The sequence below is a fragment of the Salmonella sp. SA15303 genome, assembly GCF_029962125.1.
Taxonomy (GTDB): Bacteria; Pseudomonadota; Gammaproteobacteria; order Enterobacterales; family Enterobacteriaceae; genus Salmonella; species Salmonella enterica.
In genome coordinates this window covers 975169-996353 of sequence record NZ_CP123924.1, presented here as the reverse complement: position 1 = coordinate 996353, position 21185 = coordinate 975169, and the positions used below count along the sequence as shown (strand labels likewise).

The window sequence follows — 21185 nt, the reverse complement described above, 5'->3', positions numbered from 1 at the left end:
TTCCTGAAACGCATTCGCCCCCTTATAACTATTGTCAGATAACGTTCTGACGGTTGTGTAAAAACATGGCGCCTCATTCTTCTGTAGTTGGAGTTAATATGAAAAAATTTTATAGCTGTCTTCCTGTCTTTTTACTGATCGGCTGTGCTCAGGTGCCCCTCCCTTCCTCCGTGAGCAAACCGGTACAGCAACCTGGCGCTCAGAAAGAGCAACTGGCCAACGCAAATAGTATTGATGAGTGTCAGTCTCTTCCGTATGTGCCGTCAGACCTTGCGAAGAATAAATCATTATCAAACCATAACGCTGATAATTCCGCATCAAAAAATAGCGCAATCAGCTCAAGCATTTTTTGCGAAAAATATAAACAAACCAAAGAACAGGCGCTCACCTTCTTCCAGGAACATCCACAATACATGCGTTCGAAAGAAGATGAAGAGCAACTCATGACCGAATTTAAAAAAGTTTTGCTTGAACCCGGAAGTAAGAATTTAAGCATATATCAGACGTTACTTGCTGCCCATGAAAGACTGCAAGCCTTATAAGGCCATATCACCGTTGGCTGAACTCATCATGATATAATTAAGACCATATTTTGCATTGCCACTTAATATCAATATAATTATTATAGCTATGGTCACTTTTACGGTTGGCCATTTGTCTCTTACGTTGCATTTATCAATCTGCTTTTTGATACAGCAGCACCTCGCTGCTGCTTTTTTTATTTGTGATAAAGAACGGCCTCCCAGACTTGGGAAATAGCCGAAACTTATACTGACAAACTATCGTCTCGTATATCGCGATAAACTGACATCCCCCTCCTGCCCCACATGTTGGCATTCTTACGATACCCCATCCACTTTTCGCGGATAACGCTCTTTTTACCCGTGACAGCGTATTGACGACCAGGCTAGTATAGCGGCAGAAACGTCCCGATGCCTGGAATGAATGGCAAACAGTCTATAAGGTGATTGAATGGATACGACAGAAGAACTAAACGGAACCTACTTCTACCACGGACAATCGAACCTGTCAGCAGGTGAACTATTTGATGTAATTTTCATTGAGCAATTTTGTGATGAACTTGGGATTGGCATTGAGTCAGGTGCTGCTATCCTCGCCGGGCAACCGTGGTTAAAAACCAGAACGAAACCGGGAGAGGCAATCAAAGGGACAAGTGTTATCTCCAGGTATGGGAGAATGCTTTTACGAAATGCACGAACTCCTTTTGGTATTAGAGTTCCTACACCCGTTGGTATAAGAATGCGAAAAACAAATAATCTTGCCGCAGTCATAGCACGATATGTTCCATGGTTAGGTTGGGTTGGTCTTGTGAATTCAATTTACCAGGTATCAAGGAGAACTCAGGCAAAATACAACCTAATAGCACGCCCTAAAGATCGTATACAATGGACATCCTTTTGATGGACACAATTCAGCAAGAGGTGTTAGCACTCTTCCGTGAAGAGATTCCCGGATATTTAGACAGCAATTGGAAAGAAATCCCATTAGAACTTGATTCTGATTTATTTGAAGCTCCAGGCGATGACCTGCATGAAGCTTTGGATAAATTTGAAAAAAAATTTAATGTAGATTTATCACAAGTTAAATGGTCGTGTTATTTCCCTTGGGAGAATACTCCACTGCTTACACGATGGTTTAAATTAAAACGGGAAGATGTAGAACGAACTCGTAAGCCTTTAACAATCAGAATGTTTTCTGAATCAGCGAAAGCTGGGAAATGGCTTTATGATTAATGAAAAATATGTCGAATTAATCAGGAGCTAATTACTATGAATTTTGTTAATCGATTAAAATTAAAAGTAGTAAATTTCATATACTTTTCAAATTAAAATAATGTGTTGTATCTACCTTTCGACCACCAGTAACTCTGACGCCATCCGTTTTAAATTGACCATTTGGTTCTGGTGGTATATCGCGAGTAGATATTTCTGAAGTGCTTGACTATTCACTCTTTTTTAGCCTGCATGTATGGTGGCGACGATGCTGTTACATAGGTACCGGTATATTACCAAATTGATTCTGCCAGATATCCCGCCTCACGTAGAGCATTCATAATTTTATTCGCTAATTCATACTGATATTCATACGAGGTATTCTCCATGGAAAATACCGTTAATTCATATTTATAATACAGCCAACCATCATTCTCATTTATCAACTTAGGATTACAGTCATAATTTCTTTCTATTGTAATCATTGTATTTTCGTATCTTAAATATAATAAGTTCACTTTTATTATGTCTGGAATCCCTTGGGATAAAAAATCAATTAACTCATATTTATCCAGATCAGACTCAACAACGATTGTGAATTCAGAGTTAACTTCTTCCATTATGGAACCTCAATATATGGGCCTCTATTAAACGGTGATGATTGTTTCATTACCGATACCTGTATTTTTGTTACATCATCCGGATGAAAGTGTAGGATATACATCCTCCCATATGCCACCTTCATCACCAGGGCCTAATGCACGCCGTTGAGCCTTTGTTGATTTTTAACCTTCTGATCTTACTCAGCAATAGTGGACACGCAACTAAGTGAGTAAACGCTCAAGCAAGAGGTGACTCACATGACAAAACCAGCATCAACCACCAATAAGCCACGCAAGCAGCACACGCCTGAAAGCCCTGAAACTGGCGGAACGCATTGGGGTGGCCGCTGCCACCAGCGAGCTTAACCTGTATAAATCACAGATCTACAGCTGGCGAAACTCAGCTCTCTTCTTCTGAACGTGAGCAGGAGATGTCCGCCGCTTAGGGTTGTGTCCCTATTACGCGGGTAGGATCAATCAAGCAGTTACGGCAAAAAAGAGAATCATGGATATATTTAGCAAACTCCCTGATGATACGTAATCAGTGAGATTAAAATAATGCAATCGCGATAAACCGAAGTTAATCCCCTGTTTAAAGACAGTGAGCGACCTTCTTGCCATGCCTGGACTATATCAGCCTCATATGTACGCCTTGAAAGCGTACAGATATGTATTATAATTGTACATATTGTTCATAAACAGGAGGATGAAAACCATGCCTCAGATAGCTATAGAATCTAACGAAAGGCTGTCGTTACGTGTATCGACGGATGCCAAAAAGTTGATAGTCCGCGCTGCGGCAATCCAGCAAACCAACCTGACGGATTTTGTGGTCAGTAACATACTACCTGTCGCACAGAAGATTGTTGATGCCGCCGAACGGGTATATCTGACGGAGCGCGATACTAAAATGATCATGGAAATTTTAGATAACCCGCCAGCGCCGAATGAAAAGCTTCTTGCCGCTGCTTTCGCCCTGCCGGACATGAAGAAATGATGTTTACAGACTGGCATGAGGCCGCGATAGGGAAAACCCACAATCGAATGAATTTTGATTGTGGGGATGCCGATCTGAACCAATTCCTGCAACGCCATGCACGACAAAATCATGAGAAAGGGACAACGAAAACCTATGTTGCGCTTGATAATTCGGATGTTACACGTATCCACGGCTTTTACTCAGTCAGTCCTGCATCACTGATATATGCACAGGTTCCCGGCGCAATCAGCAAAGGATTAGGGAGATACGATGTGCCGGTGTTTCGTCTGGGTCGTTTAGCCGTAGACAAATCTATGCAGGGGCAAGGGCTGGGAGCACAACTTTTGTTATCTGCCGGAAAGCGTTGCATACAGGCGGCTTTGCAGGTCGGTGGCGTAGCCCTACTTATTGATGCCAAAAATAAACAGGTCTGCGACTGGTACAAAGGATTTGGCGCAGTACCATTAAACGATCAACCCCTTTCCTTGTTGCTGTCGTTTAAAACGCTTTATGCTGCTTTATCTGCATCTGGTAGGTTATGACAACATGAGGCTTTGTTGAATAATTCAGAATCGGCCAACGATAAGGATACAGGACTCCCACCGGAGCACTCGTTATACGAGCCTGACGCTGGTCGGCATTGCCAACAACGTCATCCGGTTCAGCGCTTTGACCATCGCCATCGCTTCACCCACCTGCGCGTCATAGTTCCGCAGGCTCAGATGGCCGCCCAGCAAGGTTTTGATACGGAACATCGCTGTTTCCACTACTGAACGACGGTGATAGCCCACTTTCTTTTCCAGACCTCATTGCTGCCGCTCCGATGTTGATTTTAAACTTTTGCTTTGCCATCGGAACCCGATGCTGAAACGACAGTAACGATTAGATCCGCCAATCTCTTTATTCAACAAAGCCCCTTCGGGATAGAGCTTCCGCTGAGCGGGAAAGTATGCCTTTGCAATTAATCAATAAAGTGTTGCGCGAGAAATCGTGCATCTTTCAAGCACATCGTCTACTTTAATTAACCGATTCATAAAATATATATTATCTGTTCATTTCTAGCCTGTAGGATATTTTAATAACTGTATATTTTAAACAATAAAAATTAATATTGGCCTACTTTTTTGTTATAATACCAGACTCCAAAATTGTGCTATAGGAACATCATGGAATTAATTCGTTATGCTGACATCAACAGCGATCTCTATCGCCACATTTGGGTCGTTGGTGATATTCATGGATGTTACTCCTTATTGTTAACCAGACTGGCTCAATTAAATTTCTCTCCTGATACCGATCTCTTGATCTCCACTGGAGATAACATTGATCGAGGAAAAGAAAACCTTGAAACACTGAGACTGTTAAATACCCCATGGTTTATTTCTGTAGTGGGTAATCATGAAGCTATGGCGCTTGACGCTTTTGAAACACAGGATGGCAATTTCTGGTATGTAAACGGTGGTTACTGGTACGACTCGGTCACCGAAAAAGACAGGCAAGAAGCCACTGAGCTATTACTAACTTTTAAGCAGCGTCCTCACATCATAGAAGTTGAAACGTCCTCAAAGAAGTACGTGATTGCCCATGCCGATTATCCAGATGACAGCTACGATTATGGGAAGCAAGTTGATATTGATAGCGTTCTATGGTCACGCGATCGTCTGCTTGGTTCGTTACAGGGGAATATCCATCCAATACGCGGTGCGGATACTTTTATCTTCGGCCATATGATTGTTGACTACACAACAACATTCGCCAATCAAATCTACATTGACACCGGTTCTTTCTGTTCAGGCAATCTGTCTTTTTTTAAAATAAAGTAATCTGGAAATAGAATTATATAATATCAACCCTCCCTGCATTATGGGCAATGATATAGCCTTCAATAAGTACCATTGCCCATTCGTAATAGCGTCTAAATTTCGCGTTTTTCTGCCCATTTCAGCATTAAGATCGCAGGCCAAAAAAACGAAGCCGTAATCCGACGCAGGTAGTTACTCGATCGCCTGAGAAGAGTAAAGATCGCACAGCTCCAGATACCTATCGGAAGAAAACGCAATAACCGTGGTGGCGAAATGGATCGGCTTGCCTTCATGCAACACAATCTTGATTACAGTCTCGAGTTCGGAAGCATCCGTTTCCCTCTTAATTTTGTTGAAATTTCTCTTTGTTGCGAGCATGGTCTGAACTAATTGCCTGGCAGCTTGCCTTGTTTCGTCAATATTTGGAAAATCGAACACATTTCCAACTTTTACTTTCAAGACAGAACTTGGCTTCCTACCCTCACTGACATTACGATCTGACGAGGCTACTCTTCGCTGGATTACGTAGGTTTTTTTCGTCAAACTGGCTTTTACCCCGAAACCAGCAGGAGCTTCTCTGTGGTCATCGAAAACAGTGTAGAGTTTTTGAGCTGGGTTAGCTTCGAAAACGATTTTTCCAGAGCGACTGAGTGCAGGCTTAACATTGATACTTAACTTGTTGATAATGAAAGGCTGGCTGAGAGTTGTTTTCAAAGTATCACCCCTGTTGTAGTCCAGGAATGATGAGAATGTAACCTGTCACATTTTAGGCTACAGGTGAGCTACAAATTTATGGGTTTATGTGAGTTTATAAGGGTTTTACCTGGGGCCACATGAGCACTTGAAAGAATAAAAAAACGAGTAAAATCAATATGAATGAGTCATTTGATAAGGACTTCTCCAACCACACCCCGATGATGCAGCAGTATCTCAAGCTGAAAGCCCAGCATCCGGAGATCCTGCTCTTTTATCGTATGGGAGACTTTTACGAGCTGTTTTATGACGACGCAAAGCGTGCGTCGCAGTTGCTCGATATTTCGCTGACCAAACGCGGCGCATCGGCTGGCGAACCTATCCCTATGGCGGGTATCCCGCACCACGCCGTAGAAAACTACCTCGCGAAACTGGTCAATCAGGGCGAATCCGTCGCTATTTGCGAACAGATTGGCGATCCGGCCACCAGCAAAGGTCCCGTTGAACGTAAGGTCGTGCGTATCGTTACGCCTGGCACTATCAGCGATGAAGCCCTGTTACAGGAGCGTCAGGATAACCTGCTGGCGGCTATCTGGCAGGATGGTAAAGGTTACGGTTACGCCACGCTGGATATCAGCTCCGGGCGCTTTCGTCTGAGCGAACCCGCCGACCGTGAAACGATGGCCGCAGAGCTGCAGCGCACCAATCCCGCCGAACTGTTGTATGCCGAAGATTTTGCTGAAATGGCGTTAATAGAGGGACGCCGGGGTCTGCGCCGTCGCCCGTTGTGGGAGTTTGAGATTGATACCGCCCGCCAGCAGTTAAATCTGCAGTTCGGTACGCGGGATCTGGTCGGTTTCGGCGTCGAAAATGCCTCGCGTGGATTATGTGCGGCAGGCTGCCTGTTACAGTACGTAAAAGATACCCAGCGCACCTCCCTGCCGCATATTCGTTCCATTACGATGGAACGCCAGCAGGACAGCATCATTATGGATGCCGCGACCCGCCGCAATCTGGAAATTACCCAGAACCTGGCCGGTGGTGTCGAAAATACCCTCGCCGCGGTGCTTGACTGTACCGTGACGCCAATGGGTAGCCGAATGCTTAAACGCTGGCTGCATATGCCGGTACGAAATACCGACATATTACGTGAACGCCAGCAGACCATCGGCGCCTTGCAGGACACCGTCAGCGAACTGCAACCGGTGCTGCGTCAGGTCGGCGATTTGGAGCGTATCCTTGCGCGTCTGGCGCTGCGCACCGCGCGTCCGCGCGATCTCGCCCGAATGCGTCACGCCTTCCAGCAGCTGCCGGAATTGCACGCTCAGCTTGAAACCGTTGACAGCGCGCCGGTACAGGCGTTGCGTAAAAAAATGGGCGATTTCGCCGAGCTGCGCGACCTCCTGGAACGCGCCATTATTGACGCGCCGCCGGTACTGGTCCGCGACGGCGGCGTTATTGCGCCCGGCTACCATGAAGAGCTGGACGAATGGCGCGCGCTGGCGGACGGCGCCACCGATTATCTCGATCGTCTGGAAATTCGCGAGCGCGAGCGTACCGGGCTGGATACGCTGAAAGTCGGCTATAACGCGGTACATGGTTATTACATTCAGATTAGCCGTGGTCAAAGCCATCTGGCGCCCATCAATTATGTGCGTCGCCAGACGCTGAAAAATGCCGAACGCTACATTATTCCTGAGCTTAAAGAGTACGAAGATAAAGTTCTGACCTCGAAAGGCAAAGCGCTGGCGCTGGAAAAACAGCTATATGACGAATTGTTTGATCTGCTGTTGCCGCATCTGGCCGATTTACAGCAGAGCGCCAACGCGCTGGCGGAGCTGGATGTGCTGGTTAACCTGGCCGAACGCGCCTGGACGCTGAATTACACCTGCCCGACATTTACCGATAAACCCGGTATCCGTATTACCGAAGGTCGCCACCCGGTGGTTGAACAGGTACTGAATGAGCCGTTTATCGCTAACCCGCTCAATTTATCGCCGCAGCGCCGGATGTTGATCATTACCGGCCCCAATATGGGCGGTAAAAGTACCTATATGCGACAAACGGCATTGATTGCCCTGCTGGCCTATATCGGCAGTTACGTTCCGGCGCAAAACGTGGAAATCGGCCCCATCGACCGTATTTTTACCCGCGTCGGCGCAGCGGACGACCTGGCCTCCGGGCGTTCGACCTTTATGGTGGAGATGACCGAAACCGCGAACATTCTGCATAATGCCACGGAAAACAGTCTGGTATTGATGGATGAAATCGGGCGCGGTACCTCCACGTATGACGGGCTGTCGTTGGCCTGGGCCTGCGCGGAGAATCTCGCGAATAAGATTAAAGCGTTAACGCTGTTCGCTACCCACTACTTCGAGCTGACCCAATTACCGGAGAAAATGGAAGGCGTGGCGAACGTCCACCTGGATGCGCTGGAACACGGCGATACTATCGCGTTTATGCACAGCGTGCAGGACGGCGCGGCAAGTAAGAGCTATGGCCTGGCGGTCGCGGCGCTTGCGGGCGTCCCTAAAGAAGTCATCAAACGCGCGCGCCAGAAACTCCGCGAGCTGGAAAGCATCTCGCCCAATGCGGCGGCAACGCAGGTGGACGGCACGCAAATGTCGTTGCTTGCCGCCCCGGAGGAGACATCGCCTGCCGTTGAAGCGCTGGAGAATCTCGATCCGGACTCCCTGACGCCACGCCAGGCGCTGGAGTGGATCTATCGGCTGAAAAGTCTGGTGTAAACGTGTCAGACCCGATAGCGCCGCGCTATCGGGTCTGCGCGCCGGAACAGGCTTTTCAGGCTGTGACTGTCGTTTCGTGTAAATGACGCCAGACTATCCGTCCTCTTTCCCTTTTTAAAATGACCGTCGACCAGCGTACCGTCTCGGCCTGGCCCGGCAGTTGCTGTCGCTCACGATAACGCAGCGCGGCGCCTTCCGGCCACTCCGCCACAAGGTCAATGTGCTCAACCACGATAACCAGACCCGGGCGACACGCGCGCTGCGCCTGGAAAAAAGCGCCCAGCGCCGGATAATCCAGACAAACACCGCCTGGCGTTATCATCGTAAAATCAGCAGCGAAACGCGCTATCAACGCCTCCAGGCTACCCACCCCCTTACTAAGCCAGTTCTCAATCGCCGCATGGGCATGAATAATTTCTTCTTTATATGGATTCATGATCTTTCCTTTTTCAGGCACAGAAGCGCCTGTCTATTGTTTAGACAGACAGCGTAAATAAGGGGCAGCAGGGTGATACCGGCGGCGGCAATAAAGGTCCAGCGATAAGCAACCTCAAGCGACATAACGCGCTGGAGCGCATTTAACAGCAGCGTCAACAGCGTCGCGCCAAGGAAAAAGCTGATCTGACGATTAAGATTCCATAGCGCGCTGGCGTCAGGCATGTCCCGGCGAGCAATAGTCAGGAAAGCGCCACTCTGCGCGGTACTGCTGCACAAACTGCCGCCAGCGCCCATTAAGGCGAATATCATCATCAGTACACGGTGCGATGTCGCAGGCGTAACGTTAGTTAAAAGCAGTATCCCTGCGGCCTGAAGAAGACAGCCGACGATAATCAGCGGACGCGGCCCAAGCCGATTGAAGTAACGTCCGGTAAGCATAATGGCGACAAATGAAGCGATCGACCAGGGGATCATCAGCGACCCCGCCGCCGCAGGCGATAGCTGCGCGACGTTCTGTAGATAAAACATCCCGACCACGCTGATACCAATGAACATACCCGGCACACACAGATAGACGATCATGGCAAAACGCAGCAGCCTGTCCGTCAACAACGGCAGATGGAGCAATCTTGCTGACGCCATTGTCGTCGACGCGACATTCAGCCAACGATAAGCGAGCAATAAGGTGAGAACGGCCACCGGCAGCGTGGCAAAGAATATCCAGCGCCAGCCGCACGTTTCCACCAGCAGCCCGCCAATCGCAGGCGAACATGCCGGCGCCAGTAGCGCCACCATCATGACAACCGATGACACGCCAGCGCGTTCATGCGGTTTAAACTGTTGCCAGGTTAACGCCTGACCAACCGGGATCAATAAGCCACCGCCCGCCCCCTGCACAATACGCCAGAAAACAAGGCTGTGTAATGAATCGGCAAAACCTGCGGCAGCGGCGGCAACGCTAAACAGAATGAGCGAAAATATGATCAGCCGTCGTGCGCCGAGATAACGCGAAAGAAACGCGCTAAACGGAACGATCAGCGTTAATCCTGCGATATAACCGTTACTCACCCATGCCAGCGCCGATATGGACGTATGCAGATCCACGGACATCGCAGGAAAAGCCACGCTGGCAATAAACAGATTAATCAGATCAAGAAAGAAGCCGAGCAGGTAAACCACTGCCACTTTACTGCGATACGTCATTATGCATCCTCCGTCAGAGGCGCTAATGTAGCCGTCCGGAGAAAGCCAGATAAGTCCGCGCTTCAACGATATACTGTCAAAATAATTTTGACAGTAAAGGAGCTCGCCATGCTCAATTTGCAGCGTATGTCGCTGTTTATCGCCGTGGTAGATAGCGGCAGCTTCACGGCCGCCGCCGCCGCATCGGGCCAAACAAAAGCGGTAGTGAGTTTTAATATTCGGCAGCTTGAAAAAGAGCTTGGCGTAACGTTACTGCTACGTTCCACCCGACGATTGACGCTCACAGACGCCGGCGTCCTCTTTTACCAAAAAGGCGTGAATTTACTCAACGCAGCGAAAAATTTGCAGGATGAAGTGCGTGCCAGCCATAGTGGGCTGGGCGGCGAGTTACGTATTACCACTACGCCCGAGTTTGGCGAACAGGTGATCATTCCGTTACTGGCGCAGTTTAGTCAGCGCCATCCCGATCTCCGTATTCGGCATATGTCCTCATCACATCATGCCGATTTAATTGCCGAGCGCTTTGATGTGGCGATTCGGCTTGGCTCGCTGGCCGACTCCCGCTATCGCGCCGCGCTGATATCCCGCTTTACCATTCTGCCGGTCGCCGCGCCGCAGTGGCTCGCCCGCAACCCCGTGTCGTCGCTGGAGTCGTTGGCTCAGGCGGAATGGATTATTCATGAGCGATTACCTACGCCGCTACGGTGGACAGTAACGAGTAATCATGGCCAACACTCACGCCTGGAGATAAGCAAAGCCGGCAAAATTTCTGTCGACAGCGCGCGCTCGCTGATGGCCTTCGCTCTCGCGGGAAGCGGCGTCGCATTACTGCCGCAATGGTTAGTCAACACCGCACTGGAGGATGGAACGTTAATTCACGTGTTACCCGACTATCATTTTCCCCGTCAGGGCATTTATGCCGTTTACCCGGACGCCCGCCATGTATCGACAAAAGTACGCGCATTTATTGATTTTTTACGTTCGCAATGGGATTGCGGGGAGCACGCCCCATCATCGTAGCCAGTCCGGGAGCATTGCGCTCCCGGACGGATAATACTGTCTTAATCCTTAACTACCAGCTTGTCTTTGATCCCCTGCGCCTGCCAACGCACCCACAGCATAATTGCCGCCAGAACAACAATCGGCAGTAACGGATCGAGCCAACTACCGCCGGAACCGAACAGCAGGTTAATCAGCGCCACGCCGGTGCCGCCAATCGCCCAGGCAATGGTCGTCGGTACAGACCAAACCACCATCTGCTGTTTGACATCAGAGACGCCCATCATGCGGTTAACCACCCAGAACAGGCTATCGTTGAAGTAGCCGAAGAACAGCGACCCCATCGTTGCGGCCTGAGCGGCAAGCAACATATTGATGCCGGGGATCTGCGCCAGGATCGGCGCGGAAATCGAGGCGGCAGTGATCATCGCCACCGTCCCCGATCCCTGAATCAGGCGTACCAGCGTCGCCACGATAAACGGGATCAGGATCGGCGAGATCGGCAGGTTGGCAACCTGCTCCGCCAGCTGTTGCCCCGCGCCGCTGTCGCGCAGGATCGCGCCCAACGCGCCGCCAGCGCCCGTGACCAGTAAGATAATCCCGGCGCTTTGCAAGCCCTCTTCCAGACGCTCTGCGGTGGTATGTTTATCCATGCGCGGCACCAGCGTATACACCGCCAGCAGAACGCTGATGGCCAACGCGATCACCGGACTTCCCACAAAGTTGATTGCCTGTACCACCGGATGCGTCGCCAGGCCGGACCATCCTTCTACAGTGGCGAGGGTGGAACAGATAGCCTTCAGGAAGATCAGCACGATCGGCACCACAATAGGCAGCAGAGAGAGCGTCAGGCTCGGCAGCTCCTTTTGCTCTTTCTCTTTATTGTACTGCTCCAGCGCGGCATTGACTTCATCGGCGTTCAGCGTGCGCGGCACGAAATCAGGGTAGCGTTTATCCAGCCACTGCGCATAGAACACAATGCCGATCACACAGGGCACCGCCAGCGCCATCCCGGTCAATAACATTGCGCCGATGTCGACGTTAAAAATCCCGGCTACCCCCAGCGGACCGGGCGTCGGAGGTACCGTATGGTGAGTGACCACCAGCCCGCCCGCCAGCGCGACGCCCAGCGTCAGTAGCGAACGCTTACCGCTTTTCGCCAGCGCTTTCGCCACCGGATAAAGAATGACAAAAGCGGAATCGACGAAAATGGGGATGCTGACAATATAACCCGTGATCGCCAGCGCCCACTCTTCACGGCGTTTCCCCAGCCATTTGATAAAGCTCCAGGCGATACGCTCCGCCGCGCCGGAAACCTCCAGCAAGCGCCCCATCATTACGCCGAGACCAATCACCAGGCCAATGCTGCCCAGCGTCGTACCGAATCCGCTGGTGATGACAGAGAGCGTTTTATCAATGCCCATTCCCCCCAACAGACCGGCAATACAGGCCGCCGCCAGCATCGCGATCAGCGCATGAACACGGGTGCGTAACACCAGCCATACCAGCACGAAAACGGCAACGATCAGACCGATAATTGGGGTCGGTAAACTTGTCATGACCTCCCCTCCATATCATCTTGTCGAAAGCGTTCGATAATGTCATCGAAGCGTTTATCGGCGACAAAACCTAACGCCAGCGCACGCTGGTTATCGATACGTCCCGGCCAGGAGGCAACAATTTTCTCGACGCCTTCGTCGCGCTGATGCGTAACCCGATCGCGCGCCGCCTGGCCGCCCGCCTGACACAACGTTTCCAGCATCTCGCCCACGGTTACGCTGATCCCGGGTAAGTTGATGCTGCTCGCCTCGCCAGGCGCGGGTAACGTTGCGGCCAGCGACAGGTTATGGATCACCGTCGCCGGGCTGGAAATCCACAGCCGCAAACTTTCCGACACCGGGCAGACGGTCGTCTCGCCCTGCAACGGTTCACGAATAATCGCGCTGACAAAAGAAGAAGCGGCGCGGTTTGGTTTACCCGGGCGAACACAGATCGTCGGCAAACGCAGCGCCAGCCCATCCACATAGCCTTTGCGGGTATAGTCGTTGACCAACAGTTCACAGGCGGCCTTCTGCGCGCCATAAGACGAGCGCGGCGTGAGCGCGGTGGTATCGGTGACGCATTCCGGCAGCGTACCGCCATAAACGGCAAGCGAGCTGGAGAAGACAAAACGAATTTTCTGCGGTTGTCGACGACACGCCTCAAGTAACTGGCGGGTAAGATCCAGGTTAACTTTCCATCCCAGATCGAAATCGTCTTCCGCATGACTGCTGACAATCGCAGCGAGATGATAAACAACAGAGGTATTAGCGGTAATCACACTCTCCAGCACGCCCGGCTGGGTTAAGTCAGCCTCCAGGCAGCGTAAACGAGGGGAATCTGATAACCGTGCAGGCATTTTTAAATCAACAAGAAGCAGTTCGTTAAACGCCAGCGATGAGTTTAATAAGGCGCTTGCGAGTTTCTGGCCTAAAAAGCCGCCCCCGCCGGTAATGATAATCTGCATCCGGATGTCCTCTTTATTGCTGTGTAGGGTAGTTCAGGGTTAGCGCCAGGCGTTAAACCAGCCAAGCCCGTCCTGAGTGGTATTCCGTGGTTGGTATTCGCAGCCTATCCAGCCGCGATAACCTACGTCATCGAACAGCCGGAACAGCCATGGGTAGTTGATCTCGCCATCATCCGGTTCATGTCTGTCCGGTAGCGAGGCGATTTGTACATGGGCATAGCGGCCCGCATACTCGCGAATCAGGTGACTCAAATTGCCATCCACTTTTTGCGCGTGGAAAGTGTCGAGCTGGATGAACACATTCGGGCGGTCAACCTCTTCTGCGATGCCCAGCGCCTGATATTGGCTGGAAAAGAGGTAGCCGGGTTTAACGCCGGGACTCAGCGCTTCGATCAAAATACGTTTATCGTGGGCGGCAAACCGGTCGGCGGCATAACGCAAATTATCGATAAACGTGGCGCGATAACGTGCGCCATCAGCGCCATCCGGCACGACGCCCGCCATGATGTGAACCTGCTCGCATTCCAGCGCCAGAGCGTATTCCAGAGCCAGATCGATATCGGCGCGCGCGTCGTGTTCGCGCCCCGGTAGCGCGGCACGTCCCCATTCGCCCGCCGCGGTATCGCCCGCCGAAGTATTAAACAGCGCCAGCGTCAGATTATGACGCGATAGCTGGGCTTTAATCTCGCTGGCGGCAAAGTCATAGGGGAACAGAAACTCAACGGCCTGAAAACCGGCTTCAGCAGCGGCGGCAAAACGCTCGATAAACGGCGCTTCGGTAAACATCATCGACAAATTGGCGGCAAAACGCGGCATCGGGTTATCTCCTTAACTGCGCAATTTCTTCGGTGGTTAAATAACGAATCGGGCGTTCGCCAAGGATAAAAATCAGCTTTGCCGTCTCTTCCAGCTCCTCGGTATTATTAGCGGCTTCCTGCAAATTCTCCCCGCACACGACCGGCCCATGATTAGCCAGTAAAAAGGCCTGATGCCGGGCCGCCAGCGCAGCCAAATCGCGGGCAATTCGGTCATCCCCCGGGCGATAGTAGGGAACCAGCGGAATGTCGCCCATCCGCATCACCACATAGGGGGTAAACGGGCGAATCACATTTTGCGGGTCCAGCCCTTCGAGACAGGAAAGCGCCGTTGACCAGGTGCTGTGCAGATGTACCACGGCCTTGCAGCAAGGGTTATTGCGATACAACGCCAGATGAAAACGCACCTCTTTAGACGGTTTATCGCCGCTGAGCCATTCGCCCTGCGGGTCCACTTTGGATAGCCGCTGCGGGTCGAGATTACCCAGACACGAACCGGTGGGCGTCGCCAGAATATTGCCGTCCGGCAGTAACAGCGAGAGGTTGCCTGCCGAGCCGGTGGCATAGCCGCGCTGGAAAAACGAGGCGGCTATCCTGACCATCTCTTCTCGCAAAGCGTGCTCTTCTTTTGCCAGTATCGTCATACCTGAAACTCCCTTTGAGCGCGGATGAAAAAGGATTCATCGCCAAAATTACCTGACTTTAGCGCCAGCGAGACTGGCGCATGGAGCGCGTTGACCCACGGCACGCCGGGTGAAATGCACGGTCCGATGTGAAAACCGGTAATACCGAGGCTTTGTGTCACCACGCCCGAGGTTTCGCCGCCCGCCACAATAAACCGGGTGATACCGCCTTCCGCTAAGCGAGCAGCCAGCAGGGAAAAGAGCGCCTCTACCGCATGGCTGGCTTCGGTAGCGCCATATTGCTGCTGGATGGCGGCCAGCGCCTGCGTGGAGGCGGTGGCGCTAATCATTGGCGCCAGTTCGCTGTCCTGACTGAGCACCCACTGCGCCAGCGCTTCAGCGTAGGCCTCGCGCGTCTCGGATGACAGGCAGCGCGCCACATCAACGTCGCGTGTGGGAGCATGTTGTCGATAGAAAGCCACCTGCTGATTCGTCATTTGCGAACAGGAACCGGAAAGCACCACCGCGCGGCCGCTCAGCGGATAGCCTGCGGAACGGGCCTGAGAAACGCCGTGCTTCGCCCACTGACGCGCCAGCCCCATTGCCAGCCCGGAACCGCCGGTCACCAGCGGAGCATCACGCAAAACCTCGCCCTGGATTTCCAGGTGCCGCTCATTGAGCGCGTCAAGTACTGCGTAGCGATATCCTTCCTGCTGTAAACGCGACAGCGCCGCACGGGTCGCGGCAACGCCTTCATCAAGCGTCTGAGCTGGAATAACGCCGCAGCGCCCTTGCGCCTGCGCTTCCATCAGACGCGGCAGGTAGCTGTCGGTCATCGGATTGATTGGGTGGTGGCGCATACCGGACTCCGCCAGCAAGTGGTTCATGACAAACAGATAGCCCTGATAAACCGTGCGTCCGTTAACCGGCAGCGCGGGAGAAATCACGGTAAATGAGGTATCCAGCGCCACCATCAGCGCATCGGTGACCGGGCCGATATTGCCTTCGGCGGTACTATCGAAAGTCGAGCAATATTTGAAATAGACTTGCTGGCAGCCCTGTTTTTTCAGCCATACCAGCGCCGCCAGCGATTGTTTTATCGCCTCTTGCGCCGGGCATGAGCGGGTTTTCAGGCTGATAACCACCGCGTCGCACCCTTCCGGTTGCGTCCCGGTTGGGACATCATTGATCTGCACTGTCGGCATCCCGTTTTCGACCAGAAAACTGGCGATGTCGGTCGCGCCGGTAAAATCATCGGCAATGACGCCAATTTTTAACATGACGGCTCCTCAGGCGTGACGCCAGGCAGAGTAATCCCCGAGAAAATTTTGATCACAGCGCTGTCATCCTCTTTGCCATAACCGGCGTTACTGGCGCTGGTGAACATATTTAACGCCGTAGAGGCCAGCGGTAAGGGGAAGCGCAGCGCTTTCGCCGTGTCGGCAACCAGCCCCAAATCTTTGACAAAAATGTCGACGGCCGAACGCGGGGTATAGTCGCCGTCAACGACATGCTGCATACGGTTTTCAAACATCCAGGAGTTGCCGGCGGCATGGGTCACGACGTCATACATCACGTCCAGAGGAATACCGGCCCGCGCGGCCAGCGCCATCGCTTCGGCCGCCGCCGCAATATGCACGCCAGCCAGCAGTTGATGAATGATTTTGACGGTTGAGCCTGCGCCCGGCGTATCGCTGATGCGATAAACGTTGCTGGCAACGGCGTCCAGCACAGGCTTCAGGCGGGTAAACGCCGCCTCGCTCCCGGAGGCCATCACCGTCATTTCGCCCTGCGCCGCTTTTACTGCACCGCCGGAAACCGGCGCATCCAGCATGTTAAGATTCAATGCCGTCAACGCCGCGGCGATCTCTTGCGCGTCGGCGCTTGAGATCGTGGACGAAACCATCACCGCGCTTCCGGGTTTCATCAGATGGGCGACGCCATCCTCACCGAATAACACCTGTCTGACCTGGGCGGCATTGACGACCAGAATGACTAACGCATCCACGACGCCGGCGAACTCCCTGGCGCTGGCGGCAGCCCCACAAGCCCCTTCAGCGAGCAGATTCGCGCACGCTTGCGGGTTAAGATCGGCCCCCCATGTGGAAAGCCCGGCGCGCAGGCATGAACGCGCAGCGCCCATTCCCATTGAGCCAAGCCCCACAATGCCGACATGAAAATCGGTTCCTGTTGTCATTATCACTCCATGTTAATTTACGTGATATTATGTTTTGTTATGTGAATATAGGCGTTTTTGTAAACAATTGCGGTGAGTTGTTTCACAAAAAATAACAAAATGTGTTATTTTTTGTGAAGGCAATCCTCATAGAACTTCACACGCTGTGACGAGAAATCGCGTAAAATCGCGACAGGACTAAAGAAAGGAGCAGACGTTGATACCTACTGAGCGTCGACAAATCATTCTTGATATGGTAGCGGAGAAAGGCATCGTCAGTATCGCTGAACTGACCGAGCGCATGCATGTATCCCACATGACTATCCGCCGTGACTTACAAAAACTGGAGCAGCAAGGCGCGGTAATCCAGGTCTCTGGCGGCGTGCAATCATCGACTCGCGTGGCGCACGAACCCTCGCATCAGATCAAAACCGAACTGGCGACGCCGCAGAAAGCGGCAATTGGCAAACTGGCCGCCAGCCTGGTACAGCCAGAAAGCTGTATCTACCTTGATGCAGGTACGACCACGCTGGCGATTGCCAGGCAGCTGGTTACGATGAATAAACTTACGGTGGTGACGAATGATTTCGTTATCGCCGATTACCTGATGGACAATAGCAATTGCACAATTATTCACACTGGCGGGGCGGTATGCCGGGAAAACCGGTCGTGCGTCGGTGAAGCCGCGGCGACGCTTTTGCGCGGGCTGATGATTGACCAGGCCTTTATTTCCGCCTCTTCCTGGAGCGTGCGCGGTATTTCAACGCCGGCAGAAGATAAAGTCACGGTGAAACGGGCCGTCGCCAGCGCCAGCCGCCAAAAAATTCTGGTGTGCGACGCGACCAAATACGGCCAGGTCGCGACGTGGCTGGCGTTACCGCTGGCGGAATTCAACCAAATCGTCACCGATGACGGCCTGCCGGAAAGCGCAATTCGGGCGCTGGCCAAAGTGGATATCTCACTGCTGATGGCCAAACAATAGCGAAGCGGCGCAAGCCGCTTACGTCATCATCTTGCGTACCAGTTGCGTAAACTGTTCGCGTTCTTCAGCGCTCAGTCGCCCCAAAAACTCATCGTCAACGCGATCCCCCAGTGGTATCGCGGCGGTGAGCAACGTTTGGCCCTGAACGGTGAGATAGACAAAACGCCGACGTTTATCCAGCGGATCGTTTTCTCGTTTTACCAGCCCACGATTTTCCATCCGGCTTAACATCTCCGCCAGCGTCGCTTTAGTGCTGACCGCCGCTTCGGTCAGATCGACCTGTTCAATACCCGGATGTTCAGCAATAACGCGCATCACCGCATATTGAGGTTTGGTGAGCTCCGGTAGTTCATGCTGCCAGCGTGCGGTATGTTGCTGAAAAAGTTGGCGTAACAGATGAAACGCGGTGTTTCGTAACTCCATGAGCGCTCCGGATAAATTAACTTTTTCTATCATAACGACTTATGCACGGTTTTTTAATGACGAATGCTTTAGCTAAACGTGCGCAGGCGTCGGGAGCGATCTTGTCGCAAAGGCCGTGTGGGCGTATTTTGATCAAAATGTTCGTATACGAACGATATTTGAGGTAAGAAATGAGATTGATTGTGGGGATGACCGGTGCGACCGGCGCGCCGCTTGGCGTCGAGCTACTCCAGGCATTGCGGGCGATACCTGATGTTGAAACGCATCTGGTAATGTCAAAGTGGGCGAAAACCACTATTGAACTGGAGACGCCCTACACGCCCGCTGAGGTAGCCGCCCTGGCAGATTATTGTCATAGCCCGGCCGATCAGGCGGCGACCATTTCCTCCGGCTCATTTCGTACCGACGGCATGATTATTATCCCCTGCAGTATGAAAACACTGGCGGGGGTTCGCGCCGGCTATGCCGAGGGGCTGGTGGGACGCGCTGCCGATGTCGTGTTGAAAGAGGGTCGCAAGCTGGTGCTTGTGCCGCGGGAAATGCCGCTCAGCACGATTCATCTGGAAAACATGCTTGCGCTTTCTCGTATGGGGGTGGCGATAGTGCCGCCCATGCCCGCGTTCTACAACCTGCCGCAAACCGTTGACGATATTATCCAGCACATCGTAGCGCGCGTTCTCGACCAGTTTGGTCTGGAGCATACGCGCACGCGCCGCTGGCAAGGACTGCGACAGACAGCAAATTTTTCACAGGAGAATGGATAATGGCATTTGATGATTTGCGCAGTTTTTTACATGCGCTGGATCAGCAGGGACAACTGCTGAAAATCAGCGAGGAAGTGAATGCGGAGCCGGATCTCGCAGCCGCTGCCAACGCAACGGGACGCATCGGCGATGGCGCGCCCGCGCTGTGGTTTGACAATATTCGTGGTTTTACCGACGCCCGCGTGGCGATGAATACCATCGGTTCCTGGCAGAACCATGCCATCTCACTGGGTTTGCCGCCTAACACGCCGGTTAAAAAACAGATCGATGAATTTATTCGCCGCTGGGACAATTTTCCGGTAGCGCCGGAACGGCGGGCGAATCCGGGCTGGGCGGAAAATACCGTCGACGGCGACGCGATCAACCTGTTTGATATCCTGCCGCTGTTTCGTCTGAACGACGGCGACGGCGGATTCTATCTGGATAAAGCCTGTGTGGTATCACGCGATCCGCTCGATCCCGATAACTTCGGCAAGCAGAATGTCGGCATCTACCGCATGGAAGTTAAAGGCAAGCGTAAGCTGGGTCTGCAACCAGTGCCGATGCATGATATCGCATTGCACCTGCACAAAGCTGAAGAGCGCGGGGAAGATCTGCCGATTGCGATCACGTTGGGTAACGATCCGATCATTACCCTGATGGGCGCAACGCCGCTGAAATACGATCAGTCAGAGTATGAAATGGCAGGCGCGCTGCGTGAAAGCCCCTATCCTATCGCCACCGCGCCGCTGACCGGTTTTGATGTGCCGTGGGGATCTGAAGTCATTCTTGAAGGGGTCATCGAAAGCCGTAAACGTGAAATTGAAGGACCGTTCGGCGAATTTACCGGCCACTATTCCGGCGGTCGCAACATGACCGTGGTGCGTATCGATAAGGTCTCTTACCGCAGCAAACCCATTTTTGAATCGCTCTATTTGGGTATGCCGTGGACGGAAATCGACTACCTGATGGGGCCGGCGACCTGCGTGCCACTGTATCAACAGCTGAAAGCCGAATTTCCGGAAGTGCAGGCGGTAAACGCCATGTACACCCACGGCTTGCTGGCCATCATCTCGACCAAAAAACGCTACGGCGGCTTTGCCCGTGCGGTGGGCCTGCGAGCGATGACGACGCTGCACGGTCTGGGATATGTGAAGATGGTGATCATGGTCGATGAAGATGTCGATCCATTCAATCTGCCACAGGTGATGTGGGCGTTGTCGTCGAAAGTGAATCCGGCAGGCGATCTGGTACAGCTACCGAATATGTCCGTCCTGGAACTGGATCCGGGCTCAAGCCCGGCGGGGATTACCGACAAGCTGATCATTGACGCCACCACGCCGGTTGCGCCAGATAACCGTGGTCACTATAGCCAGCCGGTTGTTGATTTACCGGAAACTAAAGCCTGGGCTGAAAAGCTGACCGCCATGCTGGCCAACCGTAAATAAGGAGTAACCGATGATTTGCCCACGCTGTGCCGATGCACATATTGAACTCATGGCGACTTCGCCGGTAAAAGGAGTCTGGACGGTATATCAGTGTCAGCATTGTCTGTATACCTGGCGCGATACCGAACCGTTACGCCGTACCAGCCGCGAACACTATCCACAAGCGTTTCGCATGACGCAAAAAGATATTGATGACGCGCCAATGGTGCCGAGTATCCCGCCGCTGCTGGCAGAAGACAAACGGTAAAAAAAAGGCCAGTCGACAGACTGGCC

General features: G+C 52.3%; 23 protein-coding genes and 2 pseudogenes. 13 read left to right on the top strand and 12 right to left on the bottom strand.

Annotated features, from left to right (window positions below):
* Window positions 1-98 precede the first annotated feature (98 nt).
* The 3 genes from invH (at window position 99) to QEN31_RS04785 (ending at window position 1754) form a co-directional block, all read left to right on the top strand.
* The gene (gene invH, locus QEN31_RS04795; RefSeq protein ID WP_000715092.1) at window positions 99-542 is read left to right on the top strand and encodes an SPI-1 type III secretion system invasion lipoprotein InvH; all 444 of its coding nucleotides are present in this window, start codon (window positions 99-101) and stop codon (window positions 540-542) included.
* Between the two features lie 430 nt (window positions 543-972).
* The gene (locus QEN31_RS04790) at window positions 973-1422 is read left to right on the top strand and encodes an STM2901 family protein (RefSeq protein WP_000381610.1); all 450 of its coding nucleotides are present in this window, start codon (window positions 973-975) and stop codon (window positions 1420-1422) included.
* Window positions 1407-1754, top strand: coding sequence for a DUF1493 family protein (locus QEN31_RS04785; protein ID WP_001669174.1), 348 nt, complete (start codon window positions 1407-1409; stop codon window positions 1752-1754). Before QEN31_RS04790 ends, QEN31_RS04785 begins: the two co-directional genes overlap by 16 nt.
* Window positions 1755-2026: 272 nt before the next feature.
* On the opposite strand, the gene QEN31_RS04780 is transcribed toward QEN31_RS04785, so the two are convergent.
* Entirely contained in the window at window positions 2027-2353 is a 327-nt protein-coding gene (locus QEN31_RS04780) for a hypothetical protein (protein WP_000393302.1), read from the bottom strand.
* Window positions 2354-2593: 240 nt separating this feature from the next.
* On the opposite strand from QEN31_RS04780, the pseudogene QEN31_RS04775 reads away from it, so the two are divergent.
* The 3 genes and pseudogenes from QEN31_RS04775 to QEN31_RS04765 all read left to right on the top strand — a co-directional run.
* Window positions 2594-2772 (top strand): annotated as a pseudogene (locus QEN31_RS04775) (IS3 family transposase); the annotation flags it as partial.
* 269 nt (window positions 2773-3041) lie between these two features.
* The gene (locus QEN31_RS04770; protein WP_000855692.1) at window positions 3042-3332 is read left to right on the top strand and encodes a type II toxin-antitoxin system TacA family antitoxin; all 291 of its coding nucleotides are present in this window, start codon (window positions 3042-3044) and stop codon (window positions 3330-3332) included.
* Entirely contained in the window at window positions 3329-3856 is a 528-nt protein-coding gene (locus tag QEN31_RS04765) for a GNAT family N-acetyltransferase (RefSeq protein WP_000971655.1), read from the top strand. The genes QEN31_RS04770 and QEN31_RS04765 overlap by 4 nt, the downstream gene beginning before the upstream one ends.
* Window positions 3857-3928: 72 nt before the next feature.
* Here the strand turns inward: QEN31_RS04765 and QEN31_RS04760 are convergent.
* Window positions 3929-4143: pseudogene (locus QEN31_RS04760) on the bottom strand (IS5/IS1182 family transposase); the annotation flags it as partial.
* A gap of 337 nt (window positions 4144-4480) precedes the next feature.
* On the opposite strand from QEN31_RS04760, the gene pphB reads away from it, so the two are divergent.
* Window positions 4481-5137, top strand: a complete 657-nt coding sequence (gene pphB / locus QEN31_RS04755; protein WP_000420452.1) for a protein-serine/threonine phosphatase — start codon at window positions 4481-4483, stop codon at window positions 5135-5137.
* Between the two features lie 171 nt (window positions 5138-5308).
* Here the strand turns inward: pphB and QEN31_RS04750 are convergent, their stop codons facing one another.
* On the bottom strand, window positions 5309-5830 hold the full coding sequence (locus tag QEN31_RS04750) for a hypothetical protein (protein ID WP_000858988.1): 522 nt from the start codon (window positions 5828-5830) through the stop codon (window positions 5309-5311).
* Between the two features lie 158 nt (window positions 5831-5988).
* On the opposite strand from QEN31_RS04750, the gene mutS reads away from it, so the two are divergent.
* Window positions 5989-8556: a DNA mismatch repair protein MutS gene (gene mutS, locus QEN31_RS04745; RefSeq protein ID WP_001005807.1), complete on the top strand. Its 2568-nt coding sequence runs from the start codon at window positions 5989-5991 to the stop codon at window positions 8554-8556.
* Window positions 8557-8611: 55 nt separating this feature from the next.
* On the opposite strand, the gene QEN31_RS04740 is transcribed toward mutS, so the two are convergent.
* Both QEN31_RS04740 and QEN31_RS04735 read right to left on the bottom strand, forming a co-directional pair.
* Window positions 8612-8992 (bottom strand): DUF4440 domain-containing protein, encoded by a 381-nt coding sequence (locus QEN31_RS04740; protein ID WP_001070479.1) that lies wholly within the window; start codon window positions 8990-8992, stop codon window positions 8612-8614.
* Window positions 8989-10197 carry an MFS transporter gene (locus tag QEN31_RS04735; protein WP_000222406.1) on the bottom strand — a complete coding sequence of 403 codons (1209 nt, stop codon included), beginning with the start codon at window positions 10195-10197 and terminating at the stop codon, window positions 8989-8991. The genes QEN31_RS04740 and QEN31_RS04735 overlap by 4 nt, the downstream gene beginning before the upstream one ends.
* 87 nt (window positions 10198-10284) lie before the next feature.
* Here QEN31_RS04735 and QEN31_RS04730 point away from each other — a divergent pair, with 87 nt between their 5' ends.
* Window positions 10285-11217 carry a LysR family transcriptional regulator gene (locus QEN31_RS04730; protein WP_000216297.1) on the top strand — a complete coding sequence of 311 codons (933 nt, stop codon included), beginning with the start codon at window positions 10285-10287 and terminating at the stop codon, window positions 11215-11217.
* Window positions 11218-11258: 41 nt separating this feature from the next.
* Here the strand turns inward: QEN31_RS04730 and QEN31_RS04725 are convergent, their stop codons facing one another.
* From QEN31_RS04725 to ltnD, 6 genes are read right to left on the bottom strand one after another with little or no spacing between them, the layout of a single operon-like run.
* Window positions 11259-12755 carry a GntP family permease gene (locus QEN31_RS04725; RefSeq protein ID WP_080111500.1) on the bottom strand — a complete coding sequence of 499 codons (1497 nt, stop codon included), beginning with the start codon at window positions 12753-12755 and terminating at the stop codon, window positions 11259-11261.
* Window positions 12752-13702 (bottom strand): D-erythronate dehydrogenase, encoded by a 951-nt coding sequence (gene denD, locus QEN31_RS04720; RefSeq protein WP_001165740.1) that lies wholly within the window; start codon window positions 13700-13702, stop codon window positions 12752-12754. The genes QEN31_RS04725 and denD overlap by 4 nt, the downstream gene beginning before the upstream one ends.
* Window positions 13703-13741: 39 nt before the next feature.
* On the bottom strand, window positions 13742-14518 hold the full coding sequence (locus QEN31_RS04715) for an HPr family phosphocarrier protein (RefSeq protein WP_001136888.1): 777 nt from the start codon (window positions 14516-14518) through the stop codon (window positions 13742-13744).
* Window positions 14519-14522: 4 nt separating this feature from the next.
* Window positions 14523-15161 (bottom strand): 3-oxo-tetronate 4-phosphate decarboxylase, encoded by a 639-nt coding sequence (gene otnC, locus QEN31_RS04710; RefSeq protein ID WP_000153636.1) that lies wholly within the window; start codon window positions 15159-15161, stop codon window positions 14523-14525.
* Window positions 15158-16420: a 3-oxo-tetronate kinase gene (gene otnK, locus QEN31_RS04705; RefSeq protein WP_000912488.1), complete on the bottom strand. Its 1263-nt coding sequence runs from the start codon at window positions 16418-16420 to the stop codon at window positions 15158-15160. Before otnK ends, otnC begins: the two co-directional genes overlap by 4 nt.
* Entirely contained in the window at window positions 16414-17337 is a 924-nt protein-coding gene (gene ltnD, locus QEN31_RS04700) for an L-threonate dehydrogenase (RefSeq protein WP_000206958.1), read from the bottom strand. The genes otnK and ltnD overlap by 7 nt, the downstream gene beginning before the upstream one ends.
* Window positions 17338-17533: 196 nt before the next feature.
* Here ltnD and ygbI point away from each other — a divergent pair, with 196 nt between their 5' ends.
* Window positions 17534-18298 carry a DNA-binding transcriptional repressor YgbI gene (gene ygbI / locus QEN31_RS04695; RefSeq protein WP_000613185.1) on the top strand — a complete coding sequence of 255 codons (765 nt, stop codon included), beginning with the start codon at window positions 17534-17536 and terminating at the stop codon, window positions 18296-18298.
* Window positions 18299-18316: 18 nt separating this feature from the next.
* On the opposite strand, the gene QEN31_RS04690 is transcribed toward ygbI, so the two are convergent.
* Entirely contained in the window at window positions 18317-18721 is a 405-nt protein-coding gene (locus QEN31_RS04690) for a MarR family winged helix-turn-helix transcriptional regulator (RefSeq protein ID WP_000423344.1), read from the bottom strand.
* A 170-nt stretch (window positions 18722-18891) separates the two neighbouring features.
* On the opposite strand from QEN31_RS04690, the gene QEN31_RS04685 reads away from it, so the two are divergent.
* From QEN31_RS04685 to QEN31_RS04675, 3 genes are read left to right on the top strand one after another with little or no spacing between them, the layout of a single operon-like run.
* Window positions 18892-19485: a non-oxidative hydroxyarylic acid decarboxylases subunit B gene (locus QEN31_RS04685; RefSeq protein ID WP_001237182.1), complete on the top strand. Its 594-nt coding sequence runs from the start codon at window positions 18892-18894 to the stop codon at window positions 19483-19485.
* A complete protein-coding gene (locus QEN31_RS04680) occupies window positions 19485-20912 on the top strand; it encodes a non-oxidative hydroxyarylic acid decarboxylases subunit C (RefSeq protein WP_099949616.1) in 1428 nt (475 codons plus the stop codon). The genes QEN31_RS04685 and QEN31_RS04680 overlap by 1 nt, the downstream gene beginning before the upstream one ends.
* A gap of 10 nt (window positions 20913-20922) precedes the next feature.
* Window positions 20923-21159 (top strand): non-oxidative hydroxyarylic acid decarboxylases subunit D, encoded by a 237-nt coding sequence (locus tag QEN31_RS04675; RefSeq protein WP_000562964.1) that lies wholly within the window; start codon window positions 20923-20925, stop codon window positions 21157-21159.
* Window positions 21160-21185: the final 26 nt, after the last annotated feature.

Excerpts from the sequence above, each read along its gene's own strand:
- invH (WP_000715092.1), top strand. The coding sequence starts at position 99 with ATGAAAAAATTTTATAGCTGTCTTCCTGTCTTTTTACTGATCGGCTGT.
- QEN31_RS04790 (WP_000381610.1), top strand. The coding sequence starts at position 973 with ATGGATACGACAGAAGAACTAAACGGAACCTACTTCTACCACGGACAA.
- QEN31_RS04785 (WP_001669174.1), top strand. The coding sequence starts at position 1,407 with ATGGACATCCTTTTGATGGACACAATTCAGCAAGAGGTGTTAGCACTC.
- QEN31_RS04780 (WP_000393302.1), bottom strand. The coding sequence starts at position 2,353 with ATGGAAGAAGTTAACTCTGAATTCACAATCGTTGTTGAGTCTGATCTG.
- QEN31_RS04770 (WP_000855692.1), top strand. The coding sequence starts at position 3,042 with ATGAAAACCATGCCTCAGATAGCTATAGAATCTAACGAAAGGCTGTCG.
- QEN31_RS04765 (WP_000971655.1), top strand. The coding sequence starts at position 3,329 with ATGATGTTTACAGACTGGCATGAGGCCGCGATAGGGAAAACCCACAAT.
- pphB (WP_000420452.1), top strand. The coding sequence starts at position 4,481 with ATGGAATTAATTCGTTATGCTGACATCAACAGCGATCTCTATCGCCAC.
- mutS (WP_001005807.1), top strand. The coding sequence starts at position 5,989 with ATGAATGAGTCATTTGATAAGGACTTCTCCAACCACACCCCGATGATG.
- QEN31_RS04740 (WP_001070479.1), bottom strand. The coding sequence starts at position 8,992 with ATGAATCCATATAAAGAAGAAATTATTCATGCCCATGCGGCGATTGAG.
- QEN31_RS04735 (WP_000222406.1), bottom strand. The coding sequence starts at position 10,197 with ATGACGTATCGCAGTAAAGTGGCAGTGGTTTACCTGCTCGGCTTCTTT.
- QEN31_RS04725 (WP_080111500.1), bottom strand. The coding sequence starts at position 12,755 with ATGACAAGTTTACCGACCCCAATTATCGGTCTGATCGTTGCCGTTTTC.
- denD (WP_001165740.1), bottom strand. The coding sequence starts at position 13,702 with ATGCAGATTATCATTACCGGCGGGGGCGGCTTTTTAGGCCAGAAACTC.
- QEN31_RS04715 (WP_001136888.1), bottom strand. The coding sequence starts at position 14,518 with ATGCCGCGTTTTGCCGCCAATTTGTCGATGATGTTTACCGAAGCGCCG.
- otnC (WP_000153636.1), bottom strand. The coding sequence starts at position 15,161 with ATGACGATACTGGCAAAAGAAGAGCACGCTTTGCGAGAAGAGATGGTC.
- otnK (WP_000912488.1), bottom strand. The coding sequence starts at position 16,420 with ATGTTAAAAATTGGCGTCATTGCCGATGATTTTACCGGCGCGACCGAC.
- ltnD (WP_000206958.1), bottom strand. The coding sequence starts at position 17,337 with ATGACAACAGGAACCGATTTTCATGTCGGCATTGTGGGGCTTGGCTCA.
- QEN31_RS04690 (WP_000423344.1), bottom strand. The coding sequence starts at position 18,721 with ATGGAGTTACGAAACACCGCGTTTCATCTGTTACGCCAACTTTTTCAG.
- QEN31_RS04685 (WP_001237182.1), top strand. The coding sequence starts at position 18,892 with ATGAGATTGATTGTGGGGATGACCGGTGCGACCGGCGCGCCGCTTGGC.
- QEN31_RS04680 (WP_099949616.1), top strand. The coding sequence starts at position 19,485 with ATGGCATTTGATGATTTGCGCAGTTTTTTACATGCGCTGGATCAGCAG.
- QEN31_RS04675 (WP_000562964.1), top strand. The coding sequence starts at position 20,923 with ATGATTTGCCCACGCTGTGCCGATGCACATATTGAACTCATGGCGACT.